Origin of the sequence: Kitasatospora sp. NPDC048239 (assembly GCF_043202015.1) — a bacterium.
Classification (GTDB): Bacteria; Actinomycetota; Actinomycetes; order Streptomycetales; family Streptomycetaceae; genus Kitasatospora.
Window position 1 is genome coordinate 150,804 of the sequence record NZ_JBICZP010000009.1, and the last position, 23,141, is coordinate 173,944.

Genomic DNA, 23,141 nt, shown 5'->3' on the forward strand with positions numbered 1-23,141 from the left:
CGCCCCCGGACGCGGTGTCAGCCGGTGAAGCCGGCCGTGATGGAGGTGAACTGCCAGTCGTTCTGGGCGATGCCGGAGCAGGTCTCCTGGAGGCCGCCGCCCGCGCAGCCGCGGTCGCGGTTGACGGACCAGAAGGCGAGGCGGGCGATGTGGTGGCTGTTGGCCCAGTCGCGGATCGCGGTCCAGTTCTGGACGGTGGTGACCTCGCTGTTGTCGCTGAGGCCGTTCATGCCGGAGATGCCGACGTGCGCGTAGGCGGTGGCGTCGTCCCACCCGAAGGTGGACTTCAGCTTGGCCTTCAGGCCCTCGGCGGCGCTGACGGTGGCGGCGTACATGTCGGTGGAGGCGTTGCCGAAGTCGAACGGCATGATGGTGAAGACGTCGATGTCCGCGCCGAGCGCCTTGGACTGCTCGATCAGCCGGTTGCCGTAGTAGGTCGGGCCGGTGGTGTCCGTGCCGAAGGTGAGGATGGTGCGCAGCCCCGGGTTGTTCTGCTTGACGATCTTGAGGGCGCCGAGGATGCGGTCCTGGACGGCGGTGTTCTCGAACTCGTCGGTGTTCTCGATGTCGACGTCGATCGCCTTGAGGCCGTACGCGTCGATCACCTTCTGGTAGGCGCCGGCGAGGTCGGCGGTGGTCGCGCAGTTGGGGCCGAGCTTGTTGCCGCTCCAGCCGCCGATGGAGGGGACGATGTCCCCGCCGGCCGCGCGGACGGCGTTGACGGTGGCCTGGTCGACACCGTTCAGCAGCGGGCGCTCGCTGTCCCAGGTGGGGTTGCAGCCGTTCTGCGCGAGGATGAACGCCATGGTGAACCACTTGATGCCGGTGGCGTTCATGACGGTGGTCGCGGCGGGCGGGTTGCCCCAGCCGTTGTAGAGGTAGGGCGCGGCCTGCTTGAAGCCGGTCGGGGTGCCGCCACCGCCGGTGTCGGTGGTGACGGCGAGCGCCGCGGAGGATCCGGAGGTGTTCCCGGCCGCGTCCCTGGCCTTGACGGTGAAGCTGTACGCGGTCGCGGCGGTCAGGCCGTTGACGGTGGTCGTGGTGCCGGTGGCGGTGGCCACCTTGGTGCCGCCCTGGTACACGTCGTAGCCGGTCACCCCGACGTTGTCGCCGGCCGCGTCCCAGGCGAGGGTGACGCTGGTGGCGGACTTGCCGGTGCTGCGCAGGTTGCCGGGGGTGGTGGGTGCCTGGGTGTCGGTGGGGGTGCCGCCGCCGGGGCCGTCCAGGCTCAGGTCGTCGGCGTAGTAGGTGCCCTGGCCGTACCAGCCGTTGACGTAGACCTCGGCGCTGGTCTGGGTGGCGCCGGTGGTGAAGGAGACGGTCAGCTTGGTGTAGTCGGCGGCGGAGGTCCAGGCTGAGCCGCCGCCGGTGACGCCGAGGTAGACGTAGCTGCCGCGGACCCAGCCGGAGAGCGAGTAGGTGGTGTTGGGCTGGACGGCGACGGTCTGCGTGCACTTGGCGTTGTCGCTCGCGCTGGCGGCTCCGGCGAGGGCCTTGGACCCGCCGTGGACGGGTGTGGAGACGACCGAGCCGAGTCCGCCGGAGCAGGACCAGCCGGCCGGCGAGCCGGTCTCGAAGCCGGGGTTGGTGAGCTGGTTCGCCGCGTGGGCGACGGTCGGTGCGGTGAACGCGGCGGCGGCCGCGAGCAGGGCGGCCGCGCCGGCGGCGGGCAGTCGGGTGCGCTTGTGCACCGGTGACCTCCAGTGGGGGTGTGGGGGCGGAGGTGCGGGGAGGAGCCTAAAATGGACTGGACCAATTCATGCTGTCAAGTACCGTCCGGCGAGCGGACGGTGAGCGGGCGGCGGGGCGGGCGGTGAGCGGGCGGCGGGGCGGGCGGTGAGCGGGCGGCGGGGCGGACTGCGAGGTGGACTGCGACAAGCGCGGCGGCACGCGCGGCGAAGGTCGCGGTGATGTGCGCGGCGGCGGGCGCAGCCGGCGCGACCGCGTGCGGGCGGACAGCGCGGAAGGCGAGCCGGCCGGTCATGGTCGAGCCGAGGCTACTGTCCGGTGGCCGATGAACCACTCACCGTAAAGCCGCCCGTGTGTTGCCAGGCCTGAGGGGTGGCGACGGGTGCCCCGTCGGAAGGTTCGCGCACCGGGTCGAGGGCGGCGGGCACCCGGTCGCGGGCGGTGAGGCCGTCGGGGCCGGCCCGACAGAAAGGGGTGGAGCCCTGCAGACGGCGGACGTAGGTTGAGGGGGCGCGGGGCGTCGACCGCCACCGGGGTCGGCAACGGACCCCCGCGCCCGGCCGTTCCGTCGCTCCACCGAAGAATTCAGAGGATCAGATGACCGACCAGTACGACGAGCTCCTCCCCACCACCCGCCGCGCCCTGCTGCACCAGGTCGCGGTGGCACAGGCCGAGGGCCGCACACCCTCGATGGTGGCCGCGGTGGTCCGGGACGGCCGACTGGTCTGGAGCGGGGCCCGCAGCATGATCGACGGTCATGCGCCGACCGCCGACGTGCAGTACCGGATCGGCTCGCTCACCAAGACCTTCGTCGCCGTCCTCGTGCTACGGCTGCGCGACGAGGGCCTGCTCGACCTCGCCGACCCGCTGGAGCGCCACCTGCCCGGCACCCCGGCCGGCGGCGTCACCGTCGCCCAGCTGCTCTCGCACTCCGGCGGCCTCGCCGCCGAGACCCCCGGGCCCTGGTGGGAGCGGACCGACGGCTCGCTGCGCCCTCACCTCGACGACATCCTGGAGCCGGGGCGGGAGTTCAAGCACCCGACCGGGCGGCGCCACCACTACTCCAACCCCGGCTACGCCCTGCTCGGCGCCCTGGTCGAGCGGCTGCGCGGCGAGCCCTGGGGCGAGGTGCTGCGGCGCGAGGTGCTGGCGCCGCTCGGGATGGACCGCACCACGCTGCTGCCCGAGCACCCGCACGCCGGCGGTTTCGCCGTCCACCCCTGGGCCGACGTCATGCTGCCCGAGCCGCTCACCGACACCGGGCTGCTGGGCCCGGCCGGCCAGCTCTGGTCCACCGTCACCGACCTGGCCCGGTGGGCCGCCTTCCTGGCCGGCGGCGACGGCAAGGTGCTCGCCGCCGACACGCTGGCCGAGATGCGCCGGCCTGCGGTCGGCCCGGACGGCGCCGACTGGTCCAGCGGCTACGGGCTCGGCCTGCAGCTGGCGAACCGCGACGGCCGCGTGCTGTACGGTCACACCGGTTCGATGCCGGGCTTCACCGCGGGGCTCTGGGTCAGCGAGTCGGACGGTCTGGCGGCCATCGCGCTCAGCAACGCGACCTCCGGCGCCAGCGCCCAGCAGCTCGCGGCGGAGCTGATCCGCGTCACCGCCGAGCACGAGCCGCGGCTGCCCGAGCCGTGGCGGCCGCTGTCCTCCGTGGACGAGGAGCTGCTCGCGCTCACCGGACCGTGGTACTGGGGTGCCGCTCCGCACACCCTGCGGCTGCTGGCCGACCGCGCCCTGGAGCTCGCACCGTCGAAGCCCGGCGCCCGCGGCTCGCGCTTCCGCGCCGAGCCGGACGGCACCTGGACCGGCCTGGACAACTACTACGCGGGCGAGACGCTGCGCGTGGTGCGGGCGGCCGACGGGTCGGCCAGCCACCTGGACCTCGGCACCTTCGTGTTCACCCGCGAACCGTACGGCCCGGCCGACGCGGTGCCGGGCGGCATGGACCCGCAGGGGTGGCGCGCCTACTGAGCCGCGCCCCGGGCCCGGCCGTGCCGGAGCTCGGTTTCCGCACCCTTCCACCCCGTGCAGCGGAGCATATGACGGCGCCCTGACACCCGGCAGGTGTCCGGAAAACGCCGGGTGGCCCCATTCAGCAGTTGCACATCTTCCCTCCGCCGAGCCGCAACGTGAATGCCAGCCGGCTCGGAAAAACATACGGATACCGGTTCGCGCGCCCGTCCACCGCGCGAACCGGGCCGATGCCACGACGGATCCGTGGCACCGCCGTCCGTACTGCCCTGGAGGGTCCGCCATGACCACCGTCCCCACGTACGCTCCGCCCGCAGTCGCCCCCGGCCACCTCGCGGCGGTACCCGCCCCGCGCCCGGCCCGGTCGCCGATCACCCAGCCCCCGTCCCTGCAGCCGGCCGCTCCGCAGGTGCCCCCGCTCCAGGCCTCCGCGCTCCAGGCCCCGGCCGCGTACACGGTCTCGCTGGCGCGCGACGAGGAGGACGTACGCGCCGCCCAGCGGCTGCGCCACCAGGTCTTCGCGGCCGAGCTGGGCGCCGTGCTGCACAGCCCGCTGCCCGGCCTGGACGTCGACCCGTTCGACGCGTACTGCGACCACCTGCTGGTCCGCCAGGGCGAGGACGGCCCGGTGGTCGGCACCTACCGCCTGCTCCGCCCGGAGGCCGCACGGCGGGCCGGGCGGCTCTACTCCGACAGCGAGTTCGACCTGGCCGGCCTGGCCCCGATCCGCGACGACCTGGTGGAGCTCGGCCGGTCCTGCATCCACCCCGACCACCGGGGCAACGGCGCCGTCATCAACCTGATGTGGGGCGGCATCGCCCGCTACCTCGCCGACACCGGCCACACCTGGGTCGGGGGCTGCTGCTCGATCCCGCTGGAGGACGGCGGTGCCACCGCCGCACGGGTCTGGGACACCGTCAGCGCCAAGCACCTCGCCCCCGAGGGCTACCGGGTGACACCGCACCGGCCGTGGGACCCGACCGGTGTGCCGCGCGCCGAGCGGGCCGCTCTGCCCGCGCTGCTGCGCGGCTACCTCCGACTGGGGGCCTGGGTCTGCGGTGCCCCCGCGCACGACCCGGACTTCGCCACCGCCGACCTGTACGTGCTGCTCTCGCTGGAGCGCACCGACCCCCGCTACCTGCGGCACTTCCTGTCGGGGGCCGCCGCTCAGCCAGGAACGGGCTCGTGAGCGTCTGGCTGCCGACGGCGACCTGCACGCCCCGGACCTGTCTCACCGAGCCGGGCCCGGTGGTGGCCCGGTCCCGGCGGGTGCTGCGGCTGGCGGCCTTCCTGGTCGTACTGCTGACCGGCCTGGCGCTGGTCCCGCCGGTCCGCGCCCTCCCCCGTGGGCCGCGCCACCTGCTGGTCCGGTCCTGGGCCCGGGCCCTGCTCGGCGCGCTCGGGGTCACCGTCCGGTTCGGTCCGGACCCGGGCGCGGCTGCGGCCCCAGCCGCGAGCACGGGCACGGGCACGGGCGGGGGCGGGGGCAACGGCACGGACGCGGGCAGAGGCACCGGCACGGGCGTGGCGAGCGGCGGTGCCCCGACCGGGGTGCTGGTGGTGGCCAACCACGTCTCCTGGCTGGACATCCCGCTGATCGCGGCCCGCCAGCCCGGCCGCTCGATCGCCAAGACCGAGGTGCGACGCTGGCCCGTACTCGGACCGCTGGTGGCGTGGGGCGGCACGGTCTTCCTCGACCGCGACCGGCTGCGCGCGCTCCCGGCCGCCGTGGACACCGTCGCCGCCGCCCTGCACGCCGGCCACCCGGTGGTGGTCTTCCCCGAGGGCTCCACCTGGTGCGGCAAGGAGAGCGGGCGCTTTCGCCCCGCGCTGTTCCAGGCCGCGGTCCAGGCCGGCGCCGCCGTCCAGCCGGTGACGATCCGCTACCGGCTGGCCGACGGGTCACCGACCAGCGCGGCCGCCTTCGTCGGGGACGACGGACTGCTCAACTCACTGGCCCGGGTGCTGGCCGTCCGCGGGCTGGTGGCAGAGGTGACGTTCCTGCCGCCGATCCCGGTCCCCTTGGAGCGGCCCGGGCGGGGCGGGCCCGGCTGCCGGGCCCGCCGCGACCTGGCCCGCACTGCCCAGGCCGCCGTGGAGGCGGGTGGGCGGTGACCCCCGGTCAGCCCGACCTGCCGCCCACCAAGCGCGCCGGGCGCGACCCCCCGCCGTCCGGCGCCGTCGCCACGGGCCGGCCCGCCCGGCGCAGCAGGACGGCGACCAGGACGGCGGTGGCCGCCAGCCCGGCCGATCCGCAGCGCAGCGCGAGGTGCACGCCGTCGACGAACGCGCCGTCCACGGCGGCCTGCACCGGGCCGGGGAGCGCTGCCCCGCCACCGTGCCCTGCTCCCGCGCCGGCGCCACCTCCGGCTCCGGCTCCGGCTCCGGCCAGGGAGTCGGTGGCCCGCCCGACCGTGCCGGGCGGGACCCCCAGCCGCTCCAGCGAGCCGGTGAGGGTGCTGGTCAGGCGGTGGGTCAGGATCGCGCCGAGGGCGGCGACGCCGATCACACCGCCGAGTTCACGCAGGGTGTTGATGGTCGCGGAGGCCATCCCGGTCTGTGCGGGCGCGACCCGCTGGAGCACGGCGATGGAGACGGGGGTGAACGTCATCCCCATGCCGAGACCCATCGCGAACAGCGTCCACAGGTACTCCGGGTAGCGGGCCTGGTCGCCGTGGAGGGAGAGCCCGCCGAGTCCGGCCGCACAGAGCAGCAGTCCGATCACCATCGGCGGCCGCGGGCCGTGACGGCTGGTCAGCCGCCCCGCGATCGGGGCGGCGGCCACGATCATCGCCGCCATCGGCAGTCCCGCGTACCCCGCATCGGTCGGTGACCACTTCAGGACGCCCTGCATCAGCAGCGGGAGGAAGAACATCGTGCCGAACATCCCGAAGCTGACCATGAAGCCGCTGAGCAGGGCCCCGCCGAGGACGCCGTCGCGGAACATCCGAAGCTCCAGCATCGGTTCGGGCAGGCGCAGTTCGAGCAGGACGAAGGCCGACAGCAGCAGGGCTGCCACCAGTGCGCAGGCGAGCACCCGGGTGTCGGCCCAGCCCCGGGACGGCCCCTCGATCAGGACGTAGACCAGTGCACCGAGGCCCGCGGCGGACAGCGCCAGGCCGGCCAGGTCGATCCGCCGCTCCCGCGGGGCGATGACCGGCAGCGACCGGCCCGCCAGGACCAGCCCCGCCAGCCCGATCGGGACGTTGATCCAGAACACCCCGGCCCAGCCCAGGTGTTCCACCACCGGTCCGCCGATCACCGGCCCGACCGCGAGGCCGAGCGCGGAGACGGCCGACCAGAGGCCGATCGCCCGGGCGCGCTCGCGCTCGTCGGTGAACACGTGCCGCAGGATCGCCAGGCTCCCCGGGGTGAGCAGCGCGGCGCCGACTCCCTGGAGCATCCGGGCGGCGATCAGCAGCCCGATCGTCCCGGCGAGCGCGGCGGCCGCCGATCCGGCCGTGAACAGCGCCAGCCCGAGGCGGAACACCCGGGTGCGGCCGTACCGGTCGCCGAGCGCGCCGCCGGTGAGCACCAGGGCGGCGTAGACGAGGCTGTAGCCCTCCACCACCCACTGCAGACCGTTGATCCCGGCGTCCAGATCCTGCCCGATGCTCGGCAGGGCCATGTTGACGATGACGTTGTCCAGCATGGACATGAACATGGTGACGCACAGCGTCGCCAGTGCGAGCCGCTTGCGCAGAGCGCTCGACCCCATCGGTACTCCTCCATCCTTCGAGCCCCTAACACTGTTAGGGGCGAACCGGCACGGACAGAGTGTCCCTAACGGTGTTAGATTGCAAGTGGGATTCCCGCGACCGCGGGATCGGTGAGGCGCGGGGCCCGGAGGCACGGGCGCTCCGGAGTCGCGGGACCGCAGAGCCTTGGGGTCCCGCGACCGCGAGGTCCCGGGCCGCGGGTGGCGGCTTCCCGGAGTCGCGGGAGGCGAGCAAAAACCCATGGCGGCAGACGACCAGGGCCAGACCCAGCCCACCCTGACCAGGGAGGCACTCGCCGCGGCCGCGCTACGGGTGCTGGAACGGGACGGGCTGGCGGGCCTGTCGATGCGCAAGGTCGCCGCCGAGGTGGGCGTGAAGGCGGCCTCGCTCTACTGGCACGTCCGCAACAAGGAGGAGCTGCTCGACCTGCTGAACGACGAGATCATGGCCCACGCCGTCGAGCCGCCGCGCGAGGGCGACTGGCGCAGCCAGTTCCTGGAGTACAGCCGCCGCTACCGCCGTCTGCTGCTGGACAGGCGCGACGCCGCCAAGGTGGTCGCCGGCCGCCTCGCCCCGGGCCCACATCTGCTGCGGCTCATGGAGGAGCAGCTGGACCGGCTGCGCGAGGCCGGATTCTCCGACGCCGACGCGGCCATGACCACCTATCTGCTGGGCGCCTACGTGCAGGGCTTCGTACTCCAGGAACAGTCCCCCATCTCCGCCGAGGAGACCAGCGGCACCAGCCGCGGCGAGATCGCCGCCGCCGCCGGCGAGCGGTTCCGCGCCCTGCCGCCCGAGGCCTTCCCCAACCTGGTGGCACTGGCCGGCGACCTCACCGAGCCGGCCATGGACGCCCGGTTCGACTTCGGCCTCGAACGCATCCTCGACGGGCTCGCCGGCCTGCTGCCGCCCGACCGCCGCGGGACGGCCCTTACGACTGAGGCCACGCAGGCCCGGAACAGGCCCTGAACCCCCGTCGGAATCCTGGTCGACGCCGCCACAGCGGGACGGGTAGCCTCCCTGACGTCCCGTCCGTTCGTACCAGGAGGTGCCCGCCATGCCCGACCTGTACCCGCTCACCGAACCGTCCGCACAGGGATTGCTGGAGGTCGGGGACGGCAACGCGATCCACTGGGAGGTCTCGGGCGCCCCGGACGGGAAGCCCGCCCTGGTGGTGCACGGCGGACCGGGCTCAGGACTGAACGCGGGCAACCGGAGGTACTTCGACCCGGACCGGTACCGCCTGGTGCTGTTCGACCAGCGCGGGTGCGGACGGAGCCGGCCGCACGCCGCCGACCCGGCGACCGGGCTGGAGCACAACACCACCGCCCACCTGATCGCCGACATGGAGCGGCTGCGCGAGCACCTCGGCATCGAGCAGTGGCTGCTGTACGGCGGGTCCTGGGGGTCCACGCTGATCCTCGCCTATGCACAGGCCCACCCGGAGCGGGTCTCCGAGATCGTGATCTGCGGGGTCACCATGACCAGGCCCGAGGAGACCGACTGGCTGTACCGGGGTGTCGGCCGGTTCGTGCCCGGCGCCTGGGAGGCCTTCCGGGACGCGCTGCCCCCCGAGGACCGGAACGGCGACCTGGTCGCCGCCTACAGCCGCCTGCTCAACAGCGCCGACGCGGCCGTCCGAACCAAGGCGGCACGGGACTGGGCAACCTGGGAGGACGCGGTGATCGCCCACGAGTCGCTCGGCAAGCCGAACGCGTACACCGACCGGCCCGACGACGCGCTGATGGCCTTCACCCGGATCACCGCGCACTACTTCGCCCACGACGCCTTCCTGGAGGACGGCCGGCTGCTGCGCGACGCCGACCGGCTGGCCGGCATCCCGGGCGTGCTGATCCACGGCCGGCTCGACCTCGGCTCCCCGCTGAAGACCGCCTGGGAGCTGGCGCAGGCCTGGCCGGAGGCCGAGTTGACGGTCGTCCAGGAATCCGGGCACACCGGAAGCCCGGCCATGCGCGAGGCGGTCTTCGCGGCGATCGAACGGTTCGCGGGGGCGGACGAACGCGGTCAGTGACCGCTCGACCACGAATTGCTCACGGGGGGTGACATTCGGGGCGCACACTCCGACACTGAGAGGAGAACTTCCACCTCAACGGGTCGGCCGGCGCCGACCGGTGTCGGCCGCCGAGAGGGCAGGCAGGCCATGAGCACGCCGTCCGCCAGGCTCCCGATCATCTATGTGCGCGGCTACGCCGGTGGCACCTCGGGGATCGAGAAGGCCGTGATGGACCCGTTCTACGGGTTCAACGAGGGCTCGACACACATCCGCATCGGACGCGATGACGACCCCGTCTTCTACCAGTTCGAAAGCCCGTTACTGCGTCTGCACCTCGACGAGGGCTACCACATCTTCGTCGAGGGCGGTCAGGCCGGCTACCTGGAGACCCATGACAACATCCCCCCGGACAGCATCTGGATCCACCGGTTCTACGACGGCTCCTCGGGCACCTGGGGGGCGAAGCCCCGGCAGTTCGACCTGGAGGCCGCGGCCGCCGACCTGCTGGCGCTGATCGAGCGGCTGCAGGAGCGGACCGGCGCACCGCGCGTCCACCTGGTCGCCCACTCGATGGGCGGGCTGATCTGCCGCTGCCTGCTGCAGAAGACCATCCCGGACCAGCGCCCGGGCCGCCGGGCCGGCGACTACGTGTCCAAGCTCTTCACCTACGGCACCCCCCACGGGGGTATCACCTTCGACGTCGGCTTCGGCGTCCCGGAGGCGCTGCGCGACGCGATCAACGTCAACGGCTCGGACATCTTCGGCCCGGAGCACATGTACCGGTACCTCACCCCGACGGCGCGTCTGGACCCGAACGGCCCGCCGAAGGGCTGGCGGGCCGTCGACCTGCCCGACGACGACGGCACCGGATCCGCCGAGGAGGCCGCCGGCGGCTTCCCGCTGGAGCGGGTGTTCTGCCTGGTGGGCACCGACCCGACCGACTACGACGTGGCCCACGGGCTCTCCTCGGCGACCGTCGGACCGCGCAGCGACGGCCTGGTGCAGATCGAGAACGCCCAGGTCACGGGTGCCCACCAGGCCTTCGTCCACCGCAGCCACAGCGGCCGCTACGGGCTCGTCAACTCCGAGGAGGGCTACCAGAACCTGCGGCGATTCCTCTTCGGCGACCTCCGGGTGCGCGCCGACCTGGTCGGCCTGGACCTGCCGGACGACGACCCCGAGGTGAGCTGGCAGGCCGAGGTCCGACTCGCGGTGCGCGGGCTGCCGGTGACGATGCACGAGCGGCTGGCGCCGCACTGGTGCCCGATCCAGCTGCCCTCACGGGCGCCGGGCGGTAACGGCAACGGCAACGGCTATGGCGGCTCGCGCGCGGGCACGGGTGTAGGCGTGGGCGTGGGCGCGGGGGCGAACGGGGACGGGAACGGGGACGGCAGCGTGCGGCTGGCCACGACCTTCCTCTCCAGCTCGCTGCCACGGCCCGAGGAGACCGGGCCGCTGCGGTACGCCCTCGTCCTACGCGTGCTGTCGCTGCACGAGCACCACGGGCTGTTCGGCTTCGGCGACCATCTGGAGCAGACCGCCGACTTCGCCGACAGCCTGATCGTCGACGTGGACACCTCCGGCCCCCATCCGGCCGCCTGGGCCTGCTGGAACTCCCAGATCACCGGCGCGATCAAGGACCTCCGCCCCGACGGCATCCCGCTCCCCGACGACGACCCGGCCGCCGACGCCTGGATCGGCCACATCCCCGTCCCGGCGACGGCCGCCCCCATCCTGGGCCAACACGCCCAGGTCCGGCTCTCGGTGGCGCCCTGGAACTAGGGCCTCTCTATGGATCAGGCCGGATCAGCGCGCGGCATCGGAGTGCGTGCAGCGCCAGGCGGACGGAGGAGGGCGTCCATGCGGTGGGGGCACCTCCCGGCCGAAGGCTGGGGGCCATAGGCAACCGCGACAACGCAGCGTGAGGGTACCTCCCGGCGGAAGGCGGGGGCGTGCGTGCTCCGGCGTCGCGCACCCGGCCTGATCCATGAGAGAGGCCCTAGAGGCCGGGCGGGGCCGCGTCCGGGAGTCGACCGGCGCCTCTCCGGCCGACGATCAAGCGGCAGCCCGACGCCGGTGGCACCGCCCTGAGCGGCGCCACCGGCCGGGCGGCCAGGAAATCGGCGACCAGGAAATCGAAGGACCGCTGCTCAGCCGATCGGTTCCATGCGGAACAGGTCGGGCTGCATGGACTGGACGATCTGGGCTGCCGCAGCGGTGGAGTGGTCCTGGGTGGCGACCCACATGCGGGTGGAGTTCTGGGTGTGCTGGGGCGAGAGGGCGAGCAGGTCGGTGCCGGGGGCCTTCACCAGCCAGAACTCCTGGGCGTTGTTCCCGATGTGGGAGCCGCTGGTCTCGTCGCAGTGGTCGGTGATGACCCAGGCGCCGGCGCCGAGGTACCGCTGGTCGACGACCATGCACCGGTCGCGCCAGCCGACGAGCTTGTAGATCTGCTTGCCGTCGGGCTCGGTGGTGTGGCAGACCCGCCACCGCTGGTTCACGAGGTTGTTCCACCGGAACTGGGCGACCGCGCCGTAGTTGTCGGAGGCCTGGGAGACCTCCACGGCCAGGCCGCTGGCGACCGCGGTGATCCTGTAGTAGCCGGGGTCGCAGGGGAAGCCGGTCGAATCCACGGCAGCCTGGGCGGCCGGGGTCGCGACGACCAGCGTCGAGGCAACGGCAGCCGCAGTGCCGATGGCGGCGGTGAGGCGGCGCAAACCGAGGCGGGGCGGTGCCGACTGCGCATCATGAGCTCGCTTTCGCGGAGGGGCCGGGGGACGCAGGACACGTGGAGGACGTGGGGTTACCGGAGGAACCAGCGCCGAAACTGCAGGGAGCGGTCAGCAGCCGATCCGCTGGCGGGCGAGCGAGCTCAGCGTCCCGGCCGGCTCGGACACGGCACAGGAGACCGTTCCCCACTCGAGGTCCGCGAAGGTCGTGTAGGTGCCCGTGCCGTTGGGGTTGCTGTTGATCCAGAAGCCGGAGGACTGACCTGTGCGCGCGCACAGGTAGCGGACGAACTCGCCCTGCACCGTCCGGCTGCCGGGACCAGTGGGAGACGGCCGGTCCGCTTCGTGCGTTCGGCCTCCGAGTGGGCGCCGACGAGGTGCCGGCGGGGACGGTCGGCCTGCGGCTCGCAGCGGACGGCCCGGCTCCCGGCCAGGTGAATGTCGCCTACGGCCTCCACCCGTCCTGGAGGGGACGCGGCCCGGCTACCCGCGCGGCCCTCCTGGCGTCCCGGTACGCGGCCACTGCGGGTGGGGAGGAGGCGGTGATCCAGGTGGATCCGGAGAATCCCGCCTCCGCCGCGGTCGCACGGCGGACAGGATTCACCGCCGGCAGGCAGCTGCCCGGCGACGGTGGCGCAGGGCTCGACCGGTACAGCCGGGACCTGCGCGACGCTCCCCGGTGAGGCTCGGCAGCGACGGGACAATCCTGGTCGAGCACCTCGGAACACGCCTCAGGAGGTCGCCTCGATCACAACTCGATACGCACCCTCGGCCGGGCAGACCCTAAGCGTCGGCGGGAGCGTCCGTCGGCGGCTCGGGCGGGGCCTCGGCGGCCAGGAGCACACGGCGCAGGAGGTCGGAAAGCTGGCGGCGTTCGGCGGGGTCGAGGACGCCCAGGAGGCGGCGTTCCTCGCGTCCGACGACGTCCAGGGCCGAGCGCCAGGCCTCGCGGCCGGCCTCGGTGAGCTCGACGTCGACCCGGCGGCGGTCCTCGGTCGAGGGAGTCCGGATGACGAAGCCTCGGCGCTCCAGTGCTTCGAGACGGCCGGTCACCGATGCGGGTGCCATGTTGAGGTCGGTCCGCAGCTCGGACGGGACGGCGTGTCCGCCGCGGCCGGCCAGTACATGGAGGGTGTCGAACTCGTGCTTCGGCAGGCCGTAGTCGGCCACGCCCTGCTCCCGGACGCGACCCAGGTGCTTGGTGAGCTTGTTCATCCGGGTGACGGCGCCCTCGATGTCGGGGTCGAGGTGCGGGAGGACGGGGCGCCAACGCTCGACATGGCCGTCGGTCCAATCCCGCGGTTGGCCGGGTGCTCGGTCGGCGCGTTCCTGCTCCTGCTCCATGGCCTGAGTTTACGGGTCATCGATCGGCGTCAAATATTTCGTTGCCGAAATTTCGGTACCGAAATACAGTCTCCGCGTGACCCACCCACTGAGGCATCGTGACTTCCGGCTGCTCTTCATCGGCCGAACCATCTCCACCCTCGGAGACGCCGTCGTCCCCGCCGCGCTCGCCATCGCGATCACCAGAGCCACTGGCTCGTCCGGGGCGCTCGCCCTGGTGCTGGGCTGTGCCATGGTGCCCCGGCTACTACTGCTGCCGCTGGGCGGCGTGGTCGGGGATCGCATCAACCCCCGGCTGGTCGCCCTGACCACCGACCTGGTCCGGGCCGCCGCCCAGATCTTCGTCGGCCTCGAACTGATCGGCGGGGAACCGAGTCTGACCCACATCGCCGTCGCCGAGGCGGTGGGAGGCGTCGCCTCCGCCTTCGCCATGCCGACCGCCTCCCCACTGGTCGCGGGCACCGTCGAGGGCCCACTGCGGATGCGGGCCAACGCGCTGCTGGCCACCGTCAGCAGCGGTGGTCGGCTCGGCGGCCCCGCACTCGCCGGCGTGCTGGTGTACACGGCGGGCGCCGGCTGGGCGTTCATCCTGGACGGCGCCTCGTTCGTGGTCAGCGCCACGCTGCTGGCCTGCATCACCGTCCGCCACTCCCCCGCCGTTCGCTCTTCGCTCGTCGCCGACCTGGCCGAGGGCTGGAGCGAACTGCGCTCGCGGGACTGGTACTGGACCAGCCTGATCGGCCACGGTGCCTGGAACGGCGCAGCGGCCGTCCTGCTCACGCTCGGCCCGCTGATCGCCTCCGAGCGCCTGGGCGGGGACGGCGTCTGGATCGCCATGACGCAGGCCGGAGCGGTCGGCATGCTGGCCGGCTCGCTGATCGCCGGCCGGGTCCGCCCGCGCCGACCGGTGCTGCTCGCCAACCTGGGCCTGGCCCTGTACGCGCTGCCGCTACTCGCCCTCGCCATCGCCGCGCCAGCGCCGATCACGGTCACCGCGTACGCGCTCGCGATGACCGGGCTCGGGTTCCTCAACCCGGTCTGGCACACGGTGGTCCAGCAGGAGTTCCCCGCCCAGGTCCTGGCCCGGGTCACCTCCTACGACTGGTTGCTCTCGCTCGCCGCCGCACCGCTCGGCTACACGCTCGCGCCACTGGCCGCCGAGGCCTGGGGCAGTACGACACCACTGCTGATCACCGCCGTTCTGGTGGCACTGGCCTGCGCCGGTACCGCGGCGGTGCCGGGCGTGCGCCGGGTCGGGAGCGCCGGGCGGGAGGCGTTGGAGGCGCAGGAGGATGGCGGAGGTCGGTCGGAGCATGGAGGTCGGTCGGAGGGCGAAGGCGGGCCGGAGGGCGCCGACCGACCGGAGGGCGAGCGCGGGAGTACAGCCGAGGTCAGGGCCTGAGGTTTCAGGCCGGAGTTCGAGCCGGGGCCGTGCCGGTTCGGGCGGCCACCCGTCCGGTCGGCGGCGCGGTCTGACGAGACCGCTCCGAGGCCCGGCCTGACACCCCGTCCGGGTGGTCAGGCGCGGCCCCTACGATACGGGCATGATCGCCTACGCCCCAGCAGCCCTGTTCTTCGTCCTGTGCGGGATCGGGGTGCTCCGCGACCGCCGCCGGTTCAGCAATGCCGTCCTGCTCGGTATAGCCGTCTCGCTGCTGGCCCTTGCGCTGCTCGCCGAGCTGCGCAAGGCCCCGACCCTGGTGGCGGAGCTGGCGGCGGCCGCGATCATCCTGCTGCCGGCCGTCGGTACGCTGGCGCTGATCGGCTTCCTGATCACCAACGGGTTGACCATGATCCGCAAGGAGGGTCTGCGCCCGGCGAACCTTCTCTCCCTGCTGGCAGGCCTGGGCATCCTCGGCGTGATCGGACTGCTCGTCGCGGCGCTGGTCACACACTCGTACCGGCTCGGCGTCCTCGCGGGCACGGCCGTCCTGGTCGTCGGATACATCTCCTTCCTGTTCGTCTGCTTCGTCGGATACGCCTTCCTCTACGGACGCCACCGGCCGCGCGGGGACGTGGACTTCGTGGTGGTCCTCGGCTCCGGACTGATCGGCGGCGAGCGGGTGCCGCCGCTGCTGGCCAGTCGGCTGAACCGGGGCCGCGACGTGTTCGAGAAGCAGGCCGCCCGTGGCAACCCGCCGGTTCTGATCACCTCGGGCGGCCAGGGGCCGGACGAGAAACTGCCGGAGTCCCACGCCATGGCCGACTACCTCGTCGAGCACGGTTTTCCGGTGGAGCACATCGAGCGCGAGGACCGCTCGCGGACCACCGAGGAGAACCTGCTCCTCAGCAAGCTCATCATGGAGCAGGCCAAGCCGGACTACCGCTGCGTCATCGTCACCAACAACTTCCATGCCTTCCGGGCCGCGCTGATGGCCCGCAAGACGGGTGTCAACGGGCAGGTGTTCGGCTCGCCGACCGCCGCGTACTACTGGCCGAGCGCGACGATCCGCGAGTTTGCCGCGGTGTTCCTCTCCCACAAGCTCGTCAACTTCGGCATCTGCGGTTTCCTCGCGCTGTGCGGGGTGCTCGCCGCCGCCGCGCTCTGACCCGCCTCGGTGCTCGCTTCGGTGCTCGCCTCGGTGATCTCCCCGGGCCCTGGCCGCCGACGCGACCGGGGCCTGGGCGCGTCGGGCCGCCACCGGCTCGCGCTCGCCCGTGCGCCGTCTGCCAGGTGGTGGGGCAGGGGCGGGGATCGGTCTGGCGCAACACCTCCTCACTCGTGAGATACGGGTATGCGGACAGCGGCCGACCGGTCGGCCACCGGTTGGTCCGGGTACGCGGCACCCGGCCCGTCAGGGGTGTTTCATCCCGCAGCTCCTGAGTAGTCATGGTCCCGACCTGCCTTCTTAGTGGCGGACACCCCGATGCCAATCACGCACCCAGCGCTGACAGCCGCGCCATGGCGGCTTCTGCCATGGCCGGGCGGCGGAGGGCGGGTGACCAGCACATACCCCCGGCAGTCCGAACGCGCCACGCTGCACGACGTCCCATCGAACTCCTCCCCCACCCAGGAGTCCCCCATGGCTGTCCCGTCTGCTCGTGTCCCGTCTGCTCGCATCCCGGCCCCTCACGCCCCCGTCCCTCCGTCCTCCGGCGCCGCTGTTCGCCGTCGCGCCGGGCGGCTCGCGCGCTGCCTTGCCGCCGCCGCGCTGGCGGCGGGGACGCTCGGCAGCGCCGCCGTCCACGCGGCCGCCGCAGCCACCCCGTCGGCCGAGCCCGCCGCACCTGCCGCACCTGCCGCAGGCTCCGCCGACGGCCTGAGCGGGACGTTCCAGCAGGTCACTGCCTTTGGTACCAACCCGGGCAACCTGGCGATGTACTCGTACGTCCCGGCGGGGCTTCCCTCGGGCGCGCCACTCGTGGTCGCCCTGCACGGCTGCGTCCAGAGCGCCGGCGACTACTACCGCAACTCCGGCTGGACCAAGTTCGCCGACCTGTACGGCTTCGCCGTGGTGTTCCCGCAGACCAGTTCGGCCAACAACAGCCTCTCCTGCTTCAGCTGGTTCGACTCGAACAAGGACAGCCGGGGCACGGGCGAGGCGAAGTCGGTGGTCGAGATGGTGGCCAAGGCCGAGGCGCTGTACGGCTCGGATGCCGGCCGGGTTTTCGTCACCGGCCTCTCGGCTGGCGGCGGGCTGGCCGCCGACCTGCTGGCCGACTACCCGGACGTCTTCGCCGGCGGCGCGATCGACTCCGGGCTGCCCGCGCACTGTGCGACCACCCAGAGCGCCGCCTCGGGCTGTCAGAACAACGACCAACGCCTCACCCCGGCCCAATGGGGTGACAAGGTCCGCAGGGCGTACCCGGGTTGGACCGGGCCGTGGCCGCGAGTGGCGATCTGGCAGGGCAGCGCCGACACCACGGTGAAGCCCGTCAATGCCACCGAGCTGCGCGACCAGTGGACGAACGTCTGGGGTCTCGGGCAGACCGCCTCCGCCAGCCGCAGCCTGCCGGGCGGAACCACCCAGACCGTCTACAACGATGCCGGGGGCCGACCCGCCGTGGCGCTGTACTCGATCGCCGGGATGGGCCACGGACTCGCCGTCAGCCCCGGCTCGGGCACCGACCAGTGCGGGACCACCGGCAGCTACTTCCTCAATACGATCTGCTCCAGCTACCACACCGCCCAGTTCTGGGGCCTGGACGGCAGCACGCCCTCCACGCCCGGGCTGCCCGCGCCCTCCGGGCTGACCGCGACGGCCACCGCGGACTCGATCACCCTTGCCTGGCAGTCCGTCGCCGGCGCCTCCTCGTACGAGGTGTACCGGGGCGGCAGCACGCTCGGCAGCGCCACCGGAACCTCCTTCACCGACACCGGGCTGGCCGCCGGGACCACGTACGCGTACACCGTGGCGGCGGTCGACTCGACGGGAGCCGTGGGCACCCGGTCGGCGACGGTGACGGCGAGCACCAGCGGCAGCGCGCCGCAGTGCTTCACCGACAACAACTACAACCAGGTGAAGGCCGGTCGGGCGACGCAGAGTGTCGGCATGACCTACGCGCTCGGCTCCGGGCAGGGCATGGGGCTGTGGAACGTCCTCACCGTCCACACCCTCAAGCAGACCGGCCCCGGCTACTTCGTCCTCGCCGACGGAGAGTGCTGAACCCCGCCGCACCACCACGCGACCGCTGAGGTACTGCCGCAAGACCCTCACGACTCCGCCCCGGGACGCAGGCCGGCGAACAGGTCGGTCTCGGGGCGGACGCTCTCCACCAGGCACCGGGCGAGGTGGTAGTCCTCGGTCGGCCAGACCTCGCGCTCGATGTCACGCGGGTGCGCCATGAAGTTGGCACCGGGCTCGATCTGGGTCGCGTGGGCGAGCAGCGCCGCATCCCGTACGGCGAAGTACTCGGCGCAGCCGATCCGGGTGGTGGTGGCGAGGACAGGCGGGGTGTCCGGCCACTCCGAGAGCAGCGGGCCCATCGCCGATTCGACGCCCCGCGCCGTCATCGCGTCGTGCAGGGTCTGGAACCAGGCCCGGGACAGCGCCAGGTGGTAGTAGAGCTTGGCCGGCTGCCAGGGCTCGCCCGCCGCCGGGTAGCGGTGCGGGTCGGCCGCCGCTTCGAACGCCTCGACCGTGACCCGGTGGGTCATCACATGGTCGGGGTGCGGGTAGCCGCCCGTCTCGTCGTAGGTGACGACCACGTGCGGGCGGAACTCCCGGATCAGGGCGACCAACGGCTCGGCGGCGACGGCGAGCGGCTGTACCGCGAAGCAGTCGACCGGCAGCGGCTCGCCGTCGGCGGGCAGGCCGGAGTCGGTGAAGCCGAGGAAGCGCTGGTCGATGCCGAGGATGTCGCGCGCCGCCGCCATCTCCCGCCGGCGGATCCGCGCGAGGTCGGCCTGCACCTCGGGGCGGTCCATGCCGGGATTGAGCACGGACCCGCGCTCGCCGCCGGTACAGGTGGCGACCAGCACCTGCACCCCCTCCGCGGCGTAGCGGGCGAGCGAGGCCGCGCCCTTGCTGGACTCGTCGTCGGGGTGGGCGTGCACGCTGAGCAGACGCAGTACGGGCTTGTTGTCGGCGGTGGTGACCGATGCGGTCATGGCCCCTCCCGGGGATCGTCCGGCACGGCCGCTCCGGCCGCAAGAGAGAACTTAGAACCGACCCAGTGATTAGGTCAAGCCTAATTACTGTGCTCGACCCAGCAAGACTGCGCTAGGCTTTACCCATGACCGAGGGCACCCCGAATCTGCGCGAACTCAACAAGCGCCGCACCCGCGAGGCGATCTCGCACGCCGCGACCACGCTCTTCATCGAGCGGGGATTCGACCGGACGACGATCGCCGAGGTCGCGACGGCCGCCGGAGTCGCCAAGATGACCGTCACCAACCACTTCCCGCGCAAGGAGGACCTGGTCCTCGACCTGCACGAGGAGATCGTCGCCCGCCCGGCCCGAACGGTCGCCGGGCGCGCTCCCGGCGAGTCCGCGCTGGCCTCGCTGCGCCGGGAGTGCCTGGCCGCGATCGACCGGCACGACCCCGCCCTCGGGTTCTCCGGACCGTCCTTCGCCCGCACCGTGACCGGGAGCCCCGCCCTGCTCGCCCGGCTCCGAGAGATCCACGAGCAGAGCGAGGAGGCACTCGGCGCCGCCCTCGCCGAGGCGACGGACGCCCCGCCCGGCGATCTCACCGCCCGCCTCGCCGCCGGGCTGCTCGCCGCGATCCACCGGACACTCTTCGCCGAGGTGTTCCGCCGCATCCTGGCCGGAGAGGAGCACGAGACGATAGCCCGCGCCATCCGCCCCGCCGCCGTCCGCGCCTTCGACCACCTGGAGGGCGCGCTCGGCGGGTACGCCGTCCGGCCGGCCGAGTAAAGGCACCTCCGACCTCGACCTTTCCGGCGATCCCACCGCCGGCACCACCTCCGATGCCGCACTTGACGAAAGGTTGACCTGCTCACGGCAGAACGTTGGCGAGGGGTAACCCTATGGTCAGCCCATGCCCCAACAGCCCATCAGGCGCATGACCCTCCCGGTCCTGCCCTACCGCAAACCCACGCCCGGCCGGGACTACTGGATCCTGGACGACGTGCTGTCCGACCCGGACGCCGTCCGGGCCCGCTGCCTGGATCGCGGCGACTGGACCGAGGGCTACCCGTACCGACCCGAGAGCTGGCCGGGCCTGCGCACCATGCCCGGCCTGGAGCCCGCCGAGCTGGCCCGCGTCGAGGCCCTGGTCCGCAAGGCCACCGGGGCGCCTCGGCTCTGGGTGCAGAGCACCCCCGGCGGCGGCACCCTCAACCACAACTGCGTCCAACTGGTCGGCGGCGGCGAGTCGGAGTCCCGCCCGCACACGGACTCCCGCGCGCTGTGCCGCTACGCGGCCGTGCTCTACCTCAGCCCCGGCGCACCGAAGGAGGCCGGCACCAGCTTCTACCGCCAGCAGTTCCCCGGCGGCCGGCTGGGCGGAAACATCGTCAACCCTCCGCACAACAACCTGGTCGAGGCCCTCGGCACGCGCCATGTCCCGGGCGACGCCTTCACCGAGGACGTCCGCGTCCCCAACCGCTACAACCGCCTCCTGCTGTACCACGCCAACCTCATCCACAGCGCGACCACCTACTACGGAACCGCGCTGGAGGAACGGCGGATGACAGCGGTGTTCTTCTGGATGGCCTGACCAATGACCCGGGTCGGGCGGCACCGCGGGGCATCGGACGCGCGGGCACGGCCCAGCTCCGCGCCGACCCAGCTCCACACCCTCTGACACCACCCTGCTATCAGGTGGTAGCTTGAATCCCATGGCCAAGACCCAGGTGAATCTGCGGATGGACGACTCGGTCGCCGAGATGGCCCGGCACGCGGCGGAAACCCGCCGGATGCCGGTCAACGACTACGTCGCCCAGCTGATCCGGGACGACAACGAGAAGCTGCGCACGGTCTTCCTGGCCGGAGCGGCACACGTCCTGGACGAGTACGGCGACCTGCTCGACACGATCGAGCAGGGGCAGCGGTGATCCTCCACGTCGACCTGGGCTGGATCCTGGAGGTCGCCGAGCTGGCCGGACAGGACGATCCGGCGCCGATCGACTACGGCGTGGCGATCGCCGCCGTCGAGCGGCACCGCGCAGTGGTCGCCGGCCAGGACGTCTACGACGGTTCGATCGCACGGGCGGCCGCGCTCACCCACACCCTGGGGCGACTGCCCTGGCTGGAGCGGTCGAACCTGCGGGTGGCGGTCGCCGTCGCGCACGGCTACCTCCAGGCCAGCGGCGTCCCCGTGAAGCTCGACCAGGAGCGGGTCACGGCCCTGGCGGTCGAGCTGCGACGCCCGGCCGCGACCGCATCGGACATCGCGGCGGTACTGAGAACCTGGCGCAGCTGAGGCCGCCTCTGCCGGGGCATGCGGAACGCGCGCTCCAGGTCGAAGCGACGGAGAAGGGCAACCGGCAGCGGCCGGCCGATGCTGAGCGGCCATCGCTCCCGGATCGTCGAATCCTCGCCCGGCAACCGGCGAAGGGGCTCGCCCATGCCGAGATGCCGGACCGTGAACATCGGCCGTTCATCGGCCCTGACGGCGCTCTCTGAAATTGGCTGTGGCACAGATTTCGTGACGATCACATCCCGGACAGGCGACAGGGCGAAGGCCGTCCCGGGCTGAGCCCGGCCTGCTCAATCCTCCGAGCTGTGTGTAACGTCCAGCGATCGGATCGCTTTCGCGCTGATGCTCCCGAGGGGCTCTCCCGGCGGGCTCGGTCCTTCATCCAGGTACACGGTCTCCGCGTTGAAAAGCCGGGGAGTCGCGCAGTATCGGAGCCGCTGGCTGAAGCTCGGGATCCCAGGAGCGGAGGGCGAAGAGGTCGATGCCCTCCAACTCGGGCCTTACAAGCCGGTTCCGGAAGTAGAAGGGCTGACGGATGGGTGGTGGCGAGGCGCAGGCTCGCTGATCGCGATCTACAAAGGCGCGGCCGAGTACTTCGCCAGAGCCCGCTACCGGACTGCCGTCATCTACTCCGCCCCGCCCCCGCTCCCCCGCTATCCGGTCGCCGAAGCATATCTACCGGAGCCAGGTGGCACCTTGCGAATATTTCCGACCGTCTGGCCGTTCTCTGCCACGTCCTCCTCGGGCAGCAGGTCGACGGCCTGCCGAAGGAGTGTGAACGCGTCATCCATGTGCTGCGTTGTCCCTGGACCGTGGAGCACCCCGAGGGCCTCGCGTGCCTGACTGTCTCAGCACCGCGAGGCCGCTGCGGGGCGGACACGGCAGCGGGCTACTCCTCGAGACCGGTGCGCAGGGCCTCGATGAACCAGGCGAACACCGGCACCAGGCTTGTCGGGACGGGCCATCCGTTGATGACGGCCAGGAGGCGCCAATAGCGTTCCGCACGCGAGTCGTTGGCGACCTCCAGGCGTGTCAGCAGCCAGCGGCGCAGGTCGGTGTCGTCGGCGCGGCCGAAGACCTGGGCGTAGCGGGCGGTGAGGGCGTCGATGATGGCCGCTGCCTCGACGGAGGTGGGGGCGATGCCGGCGGCGAGGGCGTGCCCGACCTGTTCGCGGACCGTCTCGGTGAGGTCGTGGTGCAGACCGGTGGTGTCGCCCTGGGCGCGTTCGGCTGCCTGGTGCTCTGCCATCCGGCGCACTGCGGCGCGAAAGTCCGGGTCCTGGGTGAGTTCGGCGAGCTCCGCCCATGCCTCGACCTGATCCGGTTCGGGGTCGTCCGGCAGGTCGGGCATGGCCGAGCGCATCATGTCCACGAAGTCGGGGTTGGCGTCCAGGCCGCCGAAGGTGTCGTCGATGAAGTCGTTGACGAGGCGTCGGCGCTCGTCGTCGGAGAGTTTCGCGAGCTTGTGCATAAGGTCCATCTCCTCAGGGGTGGAGCCCCGCTTGGCTACCGCTCGAAGCACCGCGCGACGCAGCCGTAGGCTGCGGATCTGCACGTCCAGGGCGTCGGCATGCGCTGCCGCGACCTCGGGAACCGAGATCTCCCGGTCCAGCACCTGCCGGATGACGGCAAGGTCGACTCCCAGGTCACGCAGTGTTCGCACGAGGTCCAAACGCGCGAGCGCACGGAGGTCGTAGAGCCGGTAGCCGGCCGGGCTGCGGTCAGTCGACGGCACGATCCCGGTGTCGGAGTAGAACCGGATGGTCTTCACCGTCAGCCCGGTCCGCCGGGCCAACGCTCCGATCGTGTAAAGCGCGTCGTCGTCCATGCCCCCACCTTCG

The 23,141-nt window shown here is 72.4% G+C and carries 22 protein-coding genes; 14 read left to right on the forward strand and 8 right to left on the reverse strand.

What is annotated here, in order from left to right; genetic code table 11:
- Positions 1-17: 17 nt before the first annotated feature.
- Positions 18-1,691 carry a carbohydrate binding domain-containing protein gene (locus ACGFZP_RS24355; RefSeq protein ID WP_392936624.1) on the reverse strand — a complete coding sequence of 558 codons (1,674 nt, stop codon included), beginning with the start codon at positions 1,689-1,691 and terminating at the stop codon, positions 18-20.
- Positions 1,692-1,765: 74 nt separating this feature from the next.
- Positions 1,766-1,984 carry a hypothetical protein gene (locus ACGFZP_RS24360; protein WP_392936625.1) on the reverse strand — a complete coding sequence of 73 codons (219 nt, stop codon included), beginning with the start codon at positions 1,982-1,984 and terminating at the stop codon, positions 1,766-1,768.
- Between the two features lie 302 nt (positions 1,985-2,286).
- On the opposite strand from ACGFZP_RS24360, the gene ACGFZP_RS24365 reads away from it, so the two are divergent.
- The 3 genes from ACGFZP_RS24365 (at position 2,287) to ACGFZP_RS24375 (ending at position 5,781) form a co-directional block, all read left to right on the forward strand.
- Entirely contained in the window at positions 2,287-3,666 is a 1,380-nt protein-coding gene (locus tag ACGFZP_RS24365) for a serine hydrolase domain-containing protein (RefSeq protein ID WP_392936628.1), read from the forward strand.
- Between the two features lie 283 nt (positions 3,667-3,949).
- Complete coding sequence (locus ACGFZP_RS24370) at positions 3,950-4,855, forward strand: GNAT family N-acyltransferase (RefSeq protein WP_392936631.1); 906 nt, start codon at positions 3,950-3,952, stop codon at positions 4,853-4,855.
- Positions 4,852-5,781, forward strand: a complete 930-nt coding sequence (locus ACGFZP_RS24375; RefSeq protein WP_392936634.1) for a lysophospholipid acyltransferase family protein — start codon at positions 4,852-4,854, stop codon at positions 5,779-5,781. Before ACGFZP_RS24370 ends, ACGFZP_RS24375 begins: the two co-directional genes overlap by 4 nt.
- A 7-nt stretch (positions 5,782-5,788) precedes the next feature.
- Here ACGFZP_RS24375 and ACGFZP_RS24380 read toward each other — a convergent pair whose 3' ends face one another.
- Entirely contained in the window at positions 5,789-7,384 is a 1,596-nt protein-coding gene (locus ACGFZP_RS24380) for an MFS transporter (protein WP_392936637.1), read from the reverse strand.
- A gap of 241 nt (positions 7,385-7,625) precedes the next feature.
- On the opposite strand from ACGFZP_RS24380, the gene ACGFZP_RS24385 reads away from it, so the two are divergent.
- From ACGFZP_RS24385 to ACGFZP_RS24395, 3 genes are all read left to right on the forward strand, one after another.
- On the forward strand, positions 7,626-8,354 hold the full coding sequence (locus ACGFZP_RS24385) for a TetR/AcrR family transcriptional regulator (protein WP_392936638.1): 729 nt from the start codon (positions 7,626-7,628) through the stop codon (positions 8,352-8,354).
- Between the two features lie 88 nt (positions 8,355-8,442).
- Positions 8,443-9,417: a prolyl aminopeptidase gene (pip, locus tag ACGFZP_RS24390; RefSeq protein ID WP_392936640.1), complete on the forward strand. Its 975-nt coding sequence runs from the start codon at positions 8,443-8,445 to the stop codon at positions 9,415-9,417.
- A 129-nt stretch (positions 9,418-9,546) separates the two neighbouring features.
- The gene (locus tag ACGFZP_RS24395; RefSeq protein WP_392936642.1) at positions 9,547-11,181 is read left to right on the forward strand and encodes an esterase/lipase family protein; all 1,635 of its coding nucleotides are present in this window, start codon (positions 9,547-9,549) and stop codon (positions 11,179-11,181) included.
- A gap of 368 nt (positions 11,182-11,549) precedes the next feature.
- On the opposite strand, the gene ACGFZP_RS24400 is transcribed toward ACGFZP_RS24395, so the two are convergent.
- Together ACGFZP_RS24400 and ACGFZP_RS24405 are read right to left on the reverse strand one after the other, a co-directional pair.
- Positions 11,550-12,116, reverse strand: coding sequence for an RICIN domain-containing protein (locus ACGFZP_RS24400; RefSeq protein WP_392936644.1), 567 nt, complete (start codon positions 12,114-12,116; stop codon positions 11,550-11,552).
- A gap of 123 nt (positions 12,117-12,239) precedes the next feature.
- A complete protein-coding gene (locus tag ACGFZP_RS24405; protein WP_392936647.1) occupies positions 12,240-12,431 on the reverse strand; it encodes a hypothetical protein in 192 nt (63 codons plus the stop codon).
- Here ACGFZP_RS24405 and ACGFZP_RS24410 point away from each other — a divergent pair.
- Entirely contained in the window at positions 12,392-12,811 is a 420-nt protein-coding gene (locus tag ACGFZP_RS24410; RefSeq protein ID WP_392937007.1) for a GNAT family N-acetyltransferase, read from the forward strand. The two genes, ACGFZP_RS24405 and ACGFZP_RS24410, sit on opposite strands and share 40 nt — an antisense overlap.
- 100 nt (positions 12,812-12,911) lie before the next feature.
- Here the strand turns inward: ACGFZP_RS24410 and ACGFZP_RS24415 are convergent, their stop codons facing one another.
- On the reverse strand, positions 12,912-13,472 hold the full coding sequence (locus ACGFZP_RS24415; RefSeq protein ID WP_392936650.1) for a MarR family winged helix-turn-helix transcriptional regulator: 561 nt from the start codon (positions 13,470-13,472) through the stop codon (positions 12,912-12,914).
- A 76-nt stretch (positions 13,473-13,548) separates the two neighbouring features.
- Between ACGFZP_RS24415 and ACGFZP_RS24420 the strand changes: the two genes are divergently transcribed.
- From ACGFZP_RS24420 to ACGFZP_RS24430, 3 genes are all read left to right on the forward strand, one after another.
- Positions 13,549-14,874 carry an MFS transporter gene (locus ACGFZP_RS24420; RefSeq protein WP_392936652.1) on the forward strand — a complete coding sequence of 442 codons (1,326 nt, stop codon included), beginning with the start codon at positions 13,549-13,551 and terminating at the stop codon, positions 14,872-14,874.
- 142 nt (positions 14,875-15,016) lie between these two features.
- The gene (locus ACGFZP_RS24425) at positions 15,017-16,021 is read left to right on the forward strand and encodes a YdcF family protein (protein WP_392936654.1); all 1,005 of its coding nucleotides are present in this window, start codon (positions 15,017-15,019) and stop codon (positions 16,019-16,021) included.
- 474 nt (positions 16,022-16,495) lie between these two features.
- Positions 16,496-18,079, forward strand: coding sequence for a PHB depolymerase family esterase (locus ACGFZP_RS24430; protein WP_392936656.1), 1,584 nt, complete (start codon positions 16,496-16,498; stop codon positions 18,077-18,079).
- A 47-nt stretch (positions 18,080-18,126) separates the two neighbouring features.
- On the opposite strand, the gene mca is transcribed toward ACGFZP_RS24430, so the two are convergent.
- On the reverse strand, positions 18,127-19,023 hold the full coding sequence (mca, locus tag ACGFZP_RS24435) for a mycothiol conjugate amidase Mca (protein WP_392936658.1): 897 nt from the start codon (positions 19,021-19,023) through the stop codon (positions 18,127-18,129).
- Positions 19,024-19,148: 125 nt separating this feature from the next.
- On the opposite strand from mca, the gene ACGFZP_RS24440 reads away from it, so the two are divergent.
- The 4 genes from ACGFZP_RS24440 (at position 19,149) to ACGFZP_RS24455 (ending at position 21,303) form a co-directional block, all read left to right on the forward strand.
- Positions 19,149-19,793: a TetR/AcrR family transcriptional regulator gene (locus ACGFZP_RS24440; protein WP_392936660.1), complete on the forward strand. Its 645-nt coding sequence runs from the start codon at positions 19,149-19,151 to the stop codon at positions 19,791-19,793.
- 124 nt (positions 19,794-19,917) lie between these two features.
- Positions 19,918-20,598: a DUF6445 family protein gene (locus tag ACGFZP_RS24445; RefSeq protein WP_392936661.1), complete on the forward strand. Its 681-nt coding sequence runs from the start codon at positions 19,918-19,920 to the stop codon at positions 20,596-20,598.
- A 121-nt stretch (positions 20,599-20,719) separates the two neighbouring features.
- Positions 20,720-20,935: a hypothetical protein gene (locus ACGFZP_RS24450; protein ID WP_392936663.1), complete on the forward strand. Its 216-nt coding sequence runs from the start codon at positions 20,720-20,722 to the stop codon at positions 20,933-20,935.
- Positions 20,932-21,303: a fic family toxin-antitoxin system, toxin component gene (locus ACGFZP_RS24455; protein ID WP_392936664.1), complete on the forward strand. Its 372-nt coding sequence runs from the start codon at positions 20,932-20,934 to the stop codon at positions 21,301-21,303. The genes ACGFZP_RS24450 and ACGFZP_RS24455 overlap by 4 nt, the downstream gene beginning before the upstream one ends.
- 886 nt (positions 21,304-22,189) lie before the next feature.
- Here the strand turns inward: ACGFZP_RS24455 and ACGFZP_RS24460 are convergent.
- Positions 22,190-23,128 carry a MerR family transcriptional regulator gene (locus tag ACGFZP_RS24460; protein WP_392936666.1) on the reverse strand — a complete coding sequence of 313 codons (939 nt, stop codon included), beginning with the start codon at positions 23,126-23,128 and terminating at the stop codon, positions 22,190-22,192.
- Between the last annotated feature and the right edge of the window lie 13 nt (positions 23,129-23,141).

Bases quoted from the DNA above. Each gene is read 5' to 3' on its own strand.
- ACGFZP_RS24440 (WP_392936660.1), top strand. From the start codon at position 19,149: ATGACCGAGGGCACCCCGAATCTGCGCGAACTCAACAAGCGCCGCACC.
- ACGFZP_RS24445 (WP_392936661.1), top strand. From the start codon at position 19,918: ATGCCCCAACAGCCCATCAGGCGCATGACCCTCCCGGTCCTGCCCTAC.
- ACGFZP_RS24365 (WP_392936628.1), top strand. From the start codon at position 2,287: ATGACCGACCAGTACGACGAGCTCCTCCCCACCACCCGCCGCGCCCTG.
- ACGFZP_RS24385 (WP_392936638.1), top strand. From the start codon at position 7,626: ATGGCGGCAGACGACCAGGGCCAGACCCAGCCCACCCTGACCAGGGAG.
- ACGFZP_RS24380 (WP_392936637.1), bottom strand. From the start codon at position 7,384: ATGGGGTCGAGCGCTCTGCGCAAGCGGCTCGCACTGGCGACGCTGTGC.
- ACGFZP_RS24425 (WP_392936654.1), top strand. From the start codon at position 15,017: ATGATCGCCTACGCCCCAGCAGCCCTGTTCTTCGTCCTGTGCGGGATC.
- ACGFZP_RS24360 (WP_392936625.1), bottom strand. From the start codon at position 1,984: ATGACCGGCCGGCTCGCCTTCCGCGCTGTCCGCCCGCACGCGGTCGCG.
- ACGFZP_RS24415 (WP_392936650.1), bottom strand. From the start codon at position 13,472: ATGGAGCAGGAGCAGGAACGCGCCGACCGAGCACCCGGCCAACCGCGG.
- mca (WP_392936658.1), bottom strand. From the start codon at position 19,023: ATGACCGCATCGGTCACCACCGCCGACAACAAGCCCGTACTGCGTCTG.
- pip (WP_392936640.1), top strand. From the start codon at position 8,443: ATGCCCGACCTGTACCCGCTCACCGAACCGTCCGCACAGGGATTGCTG.
- ACGFZP_RS24430 (WP_392936656.1), top strand. From the start codon at position 16,496: ATGGCTGTCCCGTCTGCTCGTGTCCCGTCTGCTCGCATCCCGGCCCCT.
- ACGFZP_RS24460 (WP_392936666.1), bottom strand. From the start codon at position 23,128: ATGGACGACGACGCGCTTTACACGATCGGAGCGTTGGCCCGGCGGACC.
- ACGFZP_RS24450 (WP_392936663.1), top strand. From the start codon at position 20,720: ATGGCCAAGACCCAGGTGAATCTGCGGATGGACGACTCGGTCGCCGAG.
- ACGFZP_RS24370 (WP_392936631.1), top strand. From the start codon at position 3,950: ATGACCACCGTCCCCACGTACGCTCCGCCCGCAGTCGCCCCCGGCCAC.
- ACGFZP_RS24395 (WP_392936642.1), top strand. From the start codon at position 9,547: ATGAGCACGCCGTCCGCCAGGCTCCCGATCATCTATGTGCGCGGCTAC.